Source organism: Kroppenstedtia guangzhouensis (assembly GCF_014637345.1).
In the GTDB taxonomy this organism is placed as follows: Bacteria; Bacillota; Bacilli; order Thermoactinomycetales; family DSM-45169; genus Kroppenstedtia; species Kroppenstedtia guangzhouensis.
This window is the reverse complement of record NZ_BMEX01000001.1, coordinates 386,726-398,657: the sequence shown is the minus strand read 5'-3', so window position 1 is coordinate 398,657 and position 11,932 is coordinate 386,726. Positions and strand designations below refer to the sequence as shown.

The 11,932-nt window shown below is 54.3% G+C and carries 13 protein-coding genes; all 13 read right to left on the bottom strand.

The window, feature by feature from the left end; all coding sequences use genetic code 11:
- Positions 1-47: 47 nt before the first annotated feature.
- The gene (locus tag IEV46_RS02050) at positions 48-1,034 is read right to left on the bottom strand and encodes a polysaccharide deacetylase family protein (protein WP_188429274.1); all 987 of its coding nucleotides are present in this window, start codon (positions 1,032-1,034) and stop codon (positions 48-50) included.
- Positions 1,035-1,160: 126 nt separating this feature from the next.
- Positions 1,161-3,251 carry a polyribonucleotide nucleotidyltransferase gene (gene pnp / locus IEV46_RS02045; protein WP_188429272.1) on the bottom strand — a complete coding sequence of 697 codons (2,091 nt, stop codon included), beginning with the start codon at positions 3,249-3,251 and terminating at the stop codon, positions 1,161-1,163.
- A 135-nt stretch (positions 3,252-3,386) separates the two neighbouring features.
- Positions 3,387-3,656, bottom strand: a complete 270-nt coding sequence (gene rpsO / locus IEV46_RS02040; protein ID WP_188429270.1) for a 30S ribosomal protein S15 — start codon at positions 3,654-3,656, stop codon at positions 3,387-3,389.
- Positions 3,657-3,809: 153 nt separating this feature from the next.
- Complete coding sequence (locus IEV46_RS02035; RefSeq protein WP_188429268.1) at positions 3,810-4,760, bottom strand: bifunctional riboflavin kinase/FAD synthetase; 951 nt, start codon at positions 4,758-4,760, stop codon at positions 3,810-3,812.
- Positions 4,761-4,765: 5 nt separating this feature from the next.
- Positions 4,766-5,668: a tRNA pseudouridine(55) synthase TruB gene (truB, locus tag IEV46_RS02030; RefSeq protein WP_229735828.1), complete on the bottom strand. Its 903-nt coding sequence runs from the start codon at positions 5,666-5,668 to the stop codon at positions 4,766-4,768.
- Positions 5,668-6,663 carry a DHH family phosphoesterase gene (locus tag IEV46_RS02025; protein WP_188429263.1) on the bottom strand — a complete coding sequence of 332 codons (996 nt, stop codon included), beginning with the start codon at positions 6,661-6,663 and terminating at the stop codon, positions 5,668-5,670. The genes truB and IEV46_RS02025 overlap by 1 nt, the downstream gene beginning before the upstream one ends.
- Positions 6,644-7,003 (bottom strand): 30S ribosome-binding factor RbfA, encoded by a 360-nt coding sequence (gene rbfA, locus IEV46_RS02020; RefSeq protein ID WP_188429261.1) that lies wholly within the window; start codon positions 7,001-7,003, stop codon positions 6,644-6,646. The genes IEV46_RS02025 and rbfA overlap by 20 nt, the downstream gene beginning before the upstream one ends.
- A 44-nt stretch (positions 7,004-7,047) precedes the next feature.
- Entirely contained in the window at positions 7,048-7,329 is a 282-nt protein-coding gene (locus IEV46_RS02015; RefSeq protein WP_188429259.1) for a DUF503 domain-containing protein, read from the bottom strand.
- A 4-nt stretch (positions 7,330-7,333) separates the two neighbouring features.
- Positions 7,334-9,535 carry a translation initiation factor IF-2 gene (infB, locus tag IEV46_RS02010; protein ID WP_188429257.1) on the bottom strand — a complete coding sequence of 734 codons (2,202 nt, stop codon included), beginning with the start codon at positions 9,533-9,535 and terminating at the stop codon, positions 7,334-7,336.
- Between the two features lie 18 nt (positions 9,536-9,553).
- A complete protein-coding gene (locus IEV46_RS02005; RefSeq protein ID WP_188429255.1) occupies positions 9,554-9,850 on the bottom strand; it encodes a YlxQ family RNA-binding protein in 297 nt (98 codons plus the stop codon).
- Positions 9,843-10,121, bottom strand: a complete 279-nt coding sequence (gene rnpM, locus IEV46_RS02000) for an RNase P modulator RnpM (RefSeq protein WP_188429253.1) — start codon at positions 10,119-10,121, stop codon at positions 9,843-9,845. Before rnpM ends, IEV46_RS02005 begins: the two co-directional genes overlap by 8 nt.
- Before the next feature lie 29 nt (positions 10,122-10,150).
- Complete coding sequence (nusA, locus tag IEV46_RS01995) at positions 10,151-11,287, bottom strand: transcription termination factor NusA (protein WP_188429251.1); 1,137 nt, start codon at positions 11,285-11,287, stop codon at positions 10,151-10,153.
- Between the two features lie 23 nt (positions 11,288-11,310).
- Complete coding sequence (rimP, locus tag IEV46_RS01990) at positions 11,311-11,772, bottom strand: ribosome maturation factor RimP (RefSeq protein ID WP_188429249.1); 462 nt, start codon at positions 11,770-11,772, stop codon at positions 11,311-11,313.
- Positions 11,773-11,932 lie beyond the last annotated feature (160 nt).

The window sequence follows — 11,932 nt, the reverse complement described above, 5'->3', positions numbered from 1 at the left end:
TCCCCCCTATCCCAATATCCCACCTTAAAAAAACCATTCCCACTATATCAAAAGGAGGGGACAGGCTCAACAATCTCCACCCGTTTGGGGGATAACACTTCATTGACCGTTCCCAATCGCAATCCCTTCTCTTTGATCACACGGATGATTTGAGGAAGTGCCTGAACGGTTCGCTCCGTGGGGTGCATCAATATCAGCGATCCTTTGCCGATCCCTTTGCGGATCCGCTGAGTCATCCACTCCGGCGAAGAAGTTTTTCTCCAATCCACCGTATCCACGGTCCACAACACCGTCTTCATTCCCATTCGCCGGGCTTCTTCCAGCACGACCCGGTTGAAATCCCCAGCCGGGGGAGCGAAATAGGCGGATTTTATCCCCAACCTCCGGATCAGAGCCTCTGTCTTTTCAATCTCTGAACGAATCCGCTCCCGGGAAATCCGGCTCATCAAGGGGTGGCTGTAACCATGATTTCCCAACTCATGACCTTTATCCAATAACCTTTTCGCCTCCCCCGGATGTTTGTTCAACCAAGAACCATCCAGAAAAAAGGTGGCAGCAACCCCCTCCTTCTCCAGGATATCCAACATCCGGGGTAAATGTTCTGTTCCCCAGGCCACATTGATCATCAAAGCGGCCATCGGCTTTTTTTCATTTCCCCGATAGATGGGTTCCGCAGGCAATTGGTCGAGGGAAACCTTGACCGGGATCTCTCGGTAAATCCAGGAAACAGGTTTCCTTCTTCCCCCTTTGACTGCAAATCGATAGGTGGCTTCCTTGTCCACTTCCAGCCCATTGTAACCAGGGATCGCCCTCCATATGCGGTCGATGCGGGCATCCACCGGGGGATCTAAACGAGCGCGGGAGCCCTTTTCGATCACTTCCCTCAGCTTCTCATCCTCCTTCTGCTTAAACACCGGCTCCGCCGTTCCTTTTTTAACAGATGTGACATAAGCGGTCACTGAAGGGGAACAGACCGCCAACCAGATCAGGGGCAGCGCCAGCAGCACCCAACGCTTCTGCAATCTTCCCTTCATATAAAAACACCTCGTCACCCCATTGGATGCTACTAACTTATGCACACGAACCAGGTCCTATACAGAGGGCTTTTCCCCATAAAAAAAGAGACAGATCGCTCTGACTCTTTTTGTGCGGGGGAGGATTCAGGATCCTTGTGTCAGGATCGCTTTCCTGGACAGATTGATCCGCCCCTGGTTATCGATTTCGGTCACTTTCACCCGGATCTGATCTCCCAGGTTCACCACATCGCTCACCTTGTTGACGCGGTCTTTATCCAACTGAGAGATATGTACCAACCCTTCTTTTCCCGGAAGGATCTCCACAAAAGCCCCGTATTTCTCCACCCGTTTGACCGTTCCGGTATAGGTTTCCCCGACAACCACTTCCCGGACCAAATCTTCGATAATGCTCTTCGCTTTCTCATTTTGCTCGGGGTCCGCCGACGCAATAAAGATCCTTCCATCCTGCTCAATGTCGATTTTGACTCCGGTTTCATCAATAATCTTATTGATCACCCGGCCGCTGGGCCCGATCACTTCCCGGATTTTGTCGGGATGAATTTTCAGAGTCAGGATTTTCGGAGCATGGGGGGACAGCTCCCGGCGGGGTTCACCCAGAGTGGCCGTCATATTGTCAAGAAGCACATGCCGGGCACGATGTGCTTGTTGCAATGCCTGGGAAAGGATCTGTCGGTCAATCTCTTCGATCTTGATATCCATCTGTAATGCGGTGACTCCCTTGCGGGTGCCGGCCACCTTGAAATCCATATCCCCCAAGTGGTCTTCCATCCCTTGGATATCCGTCAGGACCGTCACTTGATTCCCTTCCTTGACAAGCCCCATCGCAATCCCTGCCACCGGTGCCTTGATTGGCACCCCTGCATCCATCAAGGCCAGGGTGGAAGCGCAGATACTGGCCTGGGAAGTGGATCCGTTGGATTCCAGCACCTCGGATACGAGTCGAATCGTATAGGGAAATGTCTCTTCTGAGGGGATCACCGGTTCCAAGGCCCGTTCACCCAGGGCTCCGTGTCCAATTTCACGTCGCCCCGGTCCTCTCAAGGGACGGGATTCACCGACGGAATAGGGCGGGAAGTTATAGTGGTGCATAAACCGTTTCGACTCCTCCAGATCGAGCCCATCCAGGATCTGAACATCACCCAGAGCTCCCAGGGTGCAGACGCTGAGGACTTGGGTTTGGCCCCGTCGGAAATGGCCGGAACCGTGGGTACGGGGGAGAATTCCCACTTCACTGGTAAGAGGTCGGATCTCTTCCGGAGAACGGCCGTCGGGACGTTTCTTTTCCTCCAGGATCATCCGACGCACCACTTCCTTGAGCACCGTGTCCAAAACCTCTTCGATTTCCCTGATTTGTTCCTCCTCCGGATCTTCCCCAGTCAACTGCTCCAAAACCGACTCTCTTACCTGTTGGATCGCATCCTGCCGTTCCTGTTTCTCTTCTACTTGAGCGGCTTTTTCCATGGGGACCGCTGCCAGTTCACGGACCTTTCGTTCCAGTTCGGGATCCACTTGATGGAGATCCGGCTCCATCTTTTCTTTCCCCACCTGTTGCACGATCTTCTCCTGAAATGCGATCATCTCCTTGATCCCTTCATGGCCAAACAGGATCCCTTCCAGCATCACATCTTCGGGAACTTCATTGGCCCCTGCCTCCACCATGTTGATCCCGTGTTTGGTACCGGCGACCACCAGGTGAAGATCGCTTTTTTCCGCCTGTTCCACGGAAGGGTTCAGCACCCATTTACTGTTCACCCGTCCGACGATCACACCTGCAATCGGACCTGCGAAAGGAATATCGGAGACGGATAAAGCGGTGGACGCACCGATCATCGCCGCGATCTCCGTGGAGCAATCCTGATCCACGGACATCACCGTCGTGATTACCTGAACATCATTCCGATAACCTTCCGGGAACAGCGGGCGAATGGGACGGTCAATCAGTCGACTGGCCAGGACAGCCTTTTCCGAGGGTCGTCCCTCCCGTTTAATAAAACCACCGGGAATCTTACCCACAGCATAAAGCCTTTCCTCATAGTTGACCGTCAATGGAAAAAAGCCAAGATCCTTCGGTTCATCAGATGCAGTGGCCGTGGCCATCACCGCAGTATCCCCATAACGGACAAGCGCTGCTCCGTTGGCCTGGTTGGCGTATTTGCCGACTTCTATCGTCAGCCGTCTTCCAGCAAATTCAGTCTCAAATATGGTCGGTTCCATCAATGCCGCATTTCCTCCTCTCAACGCACACATGTTTACTTTCTTCATCCTTGCATTATTTCCTTCTGCCCGGTTTTTAGGAGCATGCATAGATGCTCCTATTGAAAAAGCGGGGAAATCCCCGCTCTTCCAGAGTTACCGGCGCAAGCCCAGTTTTTGAATCAACGTCCGGTACCGCGCGACGTCATTTTTCTTCAGGTAATTGAGCAGGTTGCGTCGCTGCCCGACCATCTTCAGCAGACCGCGGCGAGAGTGATGATCTTTCTTATGCTCACGCAGATGCTCGTTCAACTCATTGATCCGGTGCGTCAGGATCGCCACCTGAACTTCCGGGGACCCGGTATCGCTCTCGTGAGTCTTGTATTCTTCGATAATTTCCCGCTTCCGTTCCAGGGACAGAGTCAATCCCTTTCACCTCCTTTGTTGGAAAAACCCCCGTGGCCCAGGCCATCGTCGAGGCAGTCGATGATCCGCGCCAGGGTTTTGCACGGGACAGAGTATCCCGGCCAGTACCAAAACAGTATAGCACAGAACAGTTTCCGAGTAAATGCGCTCCCGTCAACAGAGACTCTGCCGGTTCAGCCATGTCCGGGAGTTCCTCTCATCGGACTTCAACTGTTCCGTCAATGCCGAGACCGATTCAAAGGGTTGTTCACCCCGGAGACGATGAAGAAACTCCACTTCCAACCGGTCGCCGTACAGGTTCTCATCCAGATCAAACAGATGGACTTCCAGGGTTTTCACAGGGTTCGGATCCCGAAAAGTGGGTCGATATCCAATGTTCATCATCCCGAAAAGTTCTTGGGAAACCTCTTCCCTACGGACACGGACCACATAAACCCCTGTGGCGGGAATGATAAACGGATCTTCCAACCGGATGTTGGCCGTGGGAAAACCGATGGTCCGCCCTCTCCGATCTCCTCGAACCACTTCCCCCCGGAGGGAATAAGGACGTCCCAAAATCTTGGCAGCCTCTCCCACATTCCCTTCAGCCAGGGCTTGCCGCAGTCGGGTACTGCTGACAAAATCTCCGCCACTGGCGATGGGATGAACGATCTCCACCCGGAATCGGCCGTCACTCAGATGGTTGAGATCCTCCGCCTTTCCCGCAGCTCCCCGGCCAAAGGTGAAATTGAAGCCCACAGACACCCCGCGCACCTTCAGTGGAATCAGCACTTCTTCAACGAATTCCTCCCGGGTCCTCGAAGCCAGACCACGGTCAAACTTCATCACATACACTCGTTGAACACCCAGCTCCTCAAACCGGAGCAACTTCTCCGGCAAGGGAGTGAGATAGCGGGACACGGAAGCTTTCCCCAACACTTCCCGGGGGTGGGGATGAAAGGTCATGACCGCAGGGGACACCCCAAGCTCTCCAGCCATTTGACGGGCCTGATCAATCACACTCCGGTGCCCAAGATGGACTCCGTCAAAATAACCGATCGCCAAAGAAACAGGAGGAACCTCTCTTTCGATTTTCAATGGATGAGTTAAATGGATCGTTTCCATGGATTTCACCTGACCCGAAACACTTTTTCCGGCTTGGCTGTCCGTTCATCCTTCATCCGGTACAAGGCACAAAATTGACCTTCCTCGGTGAACACGCGGAAAAGCGTGCCGACCGCGAGCCCCTCCCCTTTCCCGGGATGAAGGAGCCTGCCGTTCATCACAGAAGTAAATAAACTTTGGGGAACCACGATCTCGGGCAAATGTCCCAGCGCCTCCCCGATCCCGGTCAAGACACTTCCCCACTCTCCCGAAGCCGCCACCCTCTCCAATCTGTCAAGAGTGAAAGCTTCCTCCAGCGTAAAGGGACCGCTCTCCGTGCGCACCAACCGGGACATGTGGGCCGGATAACCAAGCTCCTTGCCTAAATCAACACACAGGGTCCGCACATAAGTGCCTTTGGAGCATCGGACATCAAAATGGATTCGGGGCTGCTCTCCCCCCTCGATTCCGGTTCGTTCCAAAGAGTAGACGGTGACCCTTCGGGAGCTTCGCTTGATTTCCCGTCCTTGACGCGCCCATTCATACAACCGCTTCCCATCCACCTTTACAGCGGAATACATCGGCGGGACCTGTTCGATCTCTCCGATGAACCTCCGAAACACCCTGTCAATTTGTTCCGGATCCAACGGACTCACCGGCTGCTCTTCCGTCACCCTGCCCGTATGATCCTGGGTATCGGTGGCCGCTCCCAGTGTAAGGGTTCCCCAATATCTTTTGGGGAGAGACTGGATATACTCGGCGATTCGGGTCGCCTGTCCCAGACAGATGGGCAACACCCCTTTCACTGCAGGATCGAGAGTGCCGGTATGCCCCACCTTTTTCTGCCTGGACAGACGTCGGATCCGGTTCACCACATCATGGGAGGTCAGCCCTGCCGGCTTATTGACAGGGACCACACCATGCAGCATCATCCCCCCCTCCCCTTCAGTGCCGCCTTCACCTGCCCCAACAAGACGGCTTCAGCCTCATCCAAGGTTCCGGTCAGTGTACAACCCGCCGCTCGCGCATGGCCGCCTCCGCCCATGGATTGGGCCAGTTTCCCCACATCGACGATTTCCCTGGAACGGAGACTGACCTTGATTCCTTGCCCGTCTGTTTCCCGGAACAGAATCCCCACATCCACTCCCGCTACATTGCGTGCATAATTGACGATCCCGTCCAGGTCTTCCTCCCTTGCTCCACTGGAACGGAAATCCTCCCGGGTCAGCCTGATCCAACCCACTTGTCCGTCATCGGAAAAAGCCAGGGTGTCCAAAGCCCGACGAAGCAATGCCAACTGCCCTCGTGTCATCGTCTCAATCACCCGGTCCGCGATCATTCCGGGATCCACCCCGTGACGTAACAAACCCGAGGCCAATTCCATCACTTCCGGTGTGGTGTTGGCATAGCGAAAGCCACCGGTGTCAGTTAACAATCCCGTATAAAGACAGGTGGCCAGATCACGATTCCACTCCACCTGCAAACGCCGGGCCCAATGGCAAAGAATTTCCGCCGTCGCCGCTGCCTCGGGAATCACCAAGTTGTATGTCCCGAACCGGTCATTGGTGGGATGGTGGTCGATATTCAAGATCTCGGCATCCTCCGCCAACAGCCGGTAGGCGGATCCCATCCGTTCCCGGTCCGCCACATCGACGGCGATCACCCGTCGATACGGACTTTCCGCCGCAACTTCCTCCGGAAAGCGGATCACCTCCGCTCCTGGAAGAAACCGGAACTTGCCCGGAACAGGGGACTCGTTGACCATGATCACTTGTTTCCCCAACTGCTTCAAAATTCCTCCGACGGCCAAAGTGGAGCCGATCGCATCCCCGTCGGGATGCAGATGGGAAACCACCAGATAGGGTCCCGGCTCCGAGACGAAGGCTTCCGCCAGTTTCCAGTTCTCAACCAGGGTTGCGCTCATTTCGATTCACTTCTTCCAACAATTTGGAAATGTGCTGACCGTGTTCGATCGACTCATCGAATTTGAAAATCAGCTCCGGGGTATGGCGAAGCTGGATTCGGCCTCCAATCTCCGTCCGCAGGAAACCTTTTGCTTTTTCCAGCCCCTCCAAAGTCTCTTTTTTCTTCTCGTCATTTCCCAGCACACTGATATACACTTTCGCTTGCTGTAAATCTCCACTCATCTCCACTGCAGTCACCGTTACAAAACCGACCCGGGGATCCTTTATCTCATGTTGCAACACATAGCTCAGCTCTTTTTTCACTTGTTCGCCGACCCGACTCGCACGGATGCGCGCCATCGTCGACACCTCCTGTTCGCCCCGCCTGGTGGGGCGGGCGAATTTTACAAAAAGGAGATTTCAACATCCACGATCTCCAAGCCGTCAATCGCCTCCAGGATCCGGACCGCTTCCTTCAGTTCTCTGTCCACGATCCTCCGGTCGCTTCCAACACCGACAACAGCCAAATCCGCCCACTGCCGGTCATTCTGGGAACCCACTTCCGCCACAGACAGATTGAGACGATGGCGAATGCGGGATAATCCACTTTTCACCGCCCGTCGTTTGTCCTTGAGGGAAGTGGAATACAAAATACGGCAGCGACAGACCAGCAGACTGACAACCATGGATTTACCGCTTCACCTCTTCCAGGATGAAGACTTCGAGGACGTCGCCCTCCTTGATATCTTTGTAATTTTTGAGAGTGACACCACATTCATATCCCTGGGCCACCTCTTTGGCATCGTCCTTAAACCGCTTCAGCGTGTCGATATCCCCTTCATGGATCACGACACCGTCACGGATCAGCTGGACTTTTCCATCACGGACGATTTTTCCTTCTGTCACATAACAGCCTGCAATCGTGCCCACTTTGGAAACTTTGAAAGTTTGACGGACTTCGGCACGGCCCACCATTTTATCCTGGAATTCGGGATCGAGCATCCCTTTCATGGCGGACTCCAGCTCTTCAATCGCATCATAAATCACCCGGTATAATCGGATCTCCACTTTTTCCTGTTCTGCCGTCGCCCGGGCCTGGGGTTCAGGGCGAACATTGAATCCCACGATCAAGGCATTGGAGGCGGAAGCCAGGCTGACATCCGATTCAGTGATGGCCCCGGCACCGGAGTGGATAATATTGATCCGTACTCCTTCCACATCGATCTTTTCAAAGGAGCCCCGAAGGGCCTCGGCAGAACCTTGCACATCGGCCTTGATGATCACGTTTAGCTCCTTCACATCACCCTCCTGGATCTGCTTGTATAGATCATCCAGGGTGACCCGACTGGAGGCTCCCAACTCTTCCTGCCGTCTTTTTTCGGAACGTCTGTCAGCGATATCCCGTGCTTTTTTCTCATCTTCAAAGGTCATGAAGGGGTCCCCCGCCTCGGGCACATCGGATAGCCCCAGAATGGCGACAGGCATGGAAGGTTCGGCAGACTTCACCCGCTTGCCGAGATCATTGATCATGGCCCGCACCCGGCCAAAGCTATTCCCGGCCACGACGGCGTCCCCTACCCGGAGAGTTCCGTTTTGGACCAGAAGGGTGGCCACTGCACCGCGCCCTTTATCCAATTCAGCCTCGATAACAATTCCCCGGGCCCGTTTGTTCGGATTAGCCTTTTTCTCCTGCATCTCTGCCACCAGCAAAACCATTTCCAATAACTCGTCGATTCCCTCACCTCTGATTGCAGACACCGGGACAAAGATATTGTCTCCGCCCCAGTCTTCGGGAACCAGGCCATGTTCCGTCAACTGTTGTTTCACCCGATCCGGGTTGGCTTCCGGCTTATCCATCTTGTTGATGGCCACAATGATGGGCACATCGGCAACCTTGGCGTGATTGATCGCTTCCACCGTCTGAGGTTTCACACCGTCATCGGCGGCCACCACCAGGATCGTGATATCGGTCACCTCAGCCCCCCGAGCCCGCATCGTGGTGAAGGCGGCGTGACCGGGGGTGTCCAGGAAAGTGATTTTCTTCCCGTTGGCCTTTACTTGGTACGCCCCGATATGTTGGGTGATCCCTCCCGCTTCACCGGCAGTCACCTTGGTATGGCGAATCGTGTCCAAAAGGGTTGTCTTCCCGTGGTCGACGTGGCCCATGATGGTAACCACCGGGGGGCGCTCCTGCAGATTTTCCGGAGCATCTTCTTCCACCAATTCCTCAAATGCCGACTCATCGATCACTTCTTTGAAATGAACTTTCACCCCAAAATCCTCGGCAACCAGAGTGATCGTATCCACATCAATCTCCTGATTGATGGTGGCCATCACACCCAGACCCATCAACTTCTTGATCACTTCCGAGGATTCCCGGCGCAACAGTCGGGCCAATTCACCTACCGTCAGCGGACCGGTCACCTCGATCTCGGAGGGAAGGACCGGAGCCTGCTTTTGATGCTGCGAACTTCTGCGGTCCCGACGGTTGCCCCGGCGGTTCCGGCCCCGCCCCTTGTTGTTCCCCTTGCGATTCTGGTTTTGATCCTTGGCGTTCCGGTTCCGGTTGTTGTCACGGTTTTCCGGATTGTTCCGGCCCCGGTTTCGATTGGTTTTGTTCCCTCCACTCTGGTTGGATCTTCCAGAACGGTTCTGGTTTGCATGGATTGTCTTTTTCTTCGGTTTATCCTCTGTTCTGGTCTGTTTCGTTTCCGATTTCGCCGCCCCCTGTTTTACATCATTGAAGAATTTTTCCACTTTCTTCACCATCTCATCATCCATCACACTCATGTGATTGTTGACCTTGACGTCCAGCCTCTTCAGGATGGTGAGAATCTCTTTACTGCTCATATTCATTTTCTTTGCATATTCGTATACGCGAACTTTCGCCAAACTGCTCACCTCCGTCGGTTACTCGCACCGCTTCCGGATCGCTTTGGCAAAGCCCGGATCGGTCACGGCGACAACGACCCGCTCCGCTTTTCCCAATGCCCGGCCCAATTCTGTCCGGGTACCCGCTGTCATCAGCGGCACCCCGTAATATTTGCTTTTGTCCGAGATTTTCTTCCGGGCATTGGGAGCGGCGTCATCGGAGATCAGGACAAGAAAAGCAGCCCCCGAACGAATCGCGGAGAGCACTCTCTCTTCACCGGAAATCACCTTCCCGGCTCGCATGGCCAGACCCAACAATTGATAAAGCTTACTCATGGAGCTTCCCCGTCGCAATGTACTTCCGCAGACGCTCATACACCTCTTCGCCCACTTTGGTCTTCAGTGCACGATCCAAGGCTTTTTTCTTTTTCGCCAAATCCACATACTCTTCCTTGGCACAAACATAGGCACCCCGACCCGATTTTTTGCCGGTGGGGTCGATCAGGATCTCATTGTCCGGTGTACGCACCACGCGGATCAACTCTTTTTTCGGAAACATCTCCTGGGAAGCGACGCATTTCCTCATGGGAACTTTCCGTTGTTTCACCATTCACCACCTCCTCACGGGGATGGTTTTTATCTTTCGCCCTCATCCGCCCCGGTCCGATCGCCCGGATCTGGCGAAAACTCCTCTGCCACCGCTTCTTCAAACACTTCCTCTTCTTCTTTTTCCGGCTCGGAACCTGATTCCGATTCACTCTTGATATCAATCTTCCAACCGGTCAGTTTGGCGGCCAAGCGGGCATTCTGCCCTTCCTTGCCGATGGCGAGGGATAACTGATGGTCGGGAACCACAACCTGAGCCACTTTTTCCGCTTCCCGGATGTCCACCCGGACCACTTTCGACGGACTGAGAGCATTGGAGACAAATTCCACCGGCTCATCGGACCAGCGGACAATATCGATCTTCTCCCCTCTCAGCTCGTTGACCACGGTTTGCACACGCATCCCCTTGTGACCGACACAGGCACCTACGGGATCCACCTGCTCATCCCGGGAAATGACGGCAATCTTGGAGCGATGGCCGGCTTCACGGGCTACGGATCGGATCTCCACGATTCCCTCATAGATTTCCGGCACTTCCAGTTCAAACAGTCGCTTCAACAGACCGGGATGGGTTCTGGAGACAAAGACTTGCGGACCTTTGGTCGATTTTTCGACCCGGGTGATGTACGCCTTGACCCGGTCGTTATGCTTAAACCTCTCCCCCGGCATCGTTTCCGCAAAGGGAAGGAGCGCCTCCACCCGTCCCAAGTCAATATAATAGTGTCGGTTGTCCGCCCGTTGTACCACCCCGGTCACGATATCCGCTTCCCGATCCACAAACTCTTCATAAATAATACTTCGCTCTGCCTCCCGGATTCGTTGGGTAACCACTTGTTTGGCCGTTTGGGCTGCGATCCGGCCGAAATCCGCAGGTGTCACTTCGATCTCCACAATATCGTCCAACTCAAAGGAGGGATTGATCTCAGTGGCTGCCTCCAACGAGATTTCAAGACGGGGATCCGTCACCTCTTCCACCACCGTCTTGCGGGCAAACACACGAACCCGGCCAGTATCCCGGTCGATGTCCACCCGCACGTTCTGGGCGGAATGAAAGTTTCGCTTATAACCGGAAATAAGGGCTGCTTCGATCGCCTCGATCAACACCTCTTTGCTGATGCCCTTTTCCTTCTCCAGTTGGTTGAGGGCGTCGATGAATTCGGCATTCATCGTTCTTATTTTCCTCCCTTCAATTAAAGCACGAGGACCAGACGCGCCTTGGCCACCTTCTCACCTGGGATTTCCACCGCACCTTCATCTGTTTCAACCGTCAGACTTTCCGGAGAATAGCGGGTCAGAACCCCTTCGAATTTTTTTCGTCCTTCAACCGGTTCAAAGGTGGTGAGGAAGATCCGCTTGCCCACCGCCGCCTCAAAATGGGCAGACTTCTTCAACGGACGCTCTGCTCCCGGGGATGAGACCTCCAGATAATATTGTCCGGTGAGAGGATCTTCCCGATCCAACACCTCCCCGAGTCGCTCACTCACCCGGCCGCAATCATCCAGGTCCACTTTTCCATCCGGACGGTCAATATACACGCGAAGTATCCAATTTTTACCTTCCTTTGTGTATTCCGTATCGTAGAGCTCCAATCCTTCTTCCGCGAGAATGGGTTTGACCATCTCTTCCACCGCTTCGGTCACCTTTCGGCTCACCTGATCTTCACCCTCCTTCAGTTCGGTCCTCCACCCAGTGGAATTCCATCACAAAGGGAAAGAGTGGGTGACAACCCACTCTTTTCGGCCGAACGCATATCTACATACAGTATAGCCAAAAAGATTGCAAACCACAACGCGAAAAAAGCTGATCCGGCGT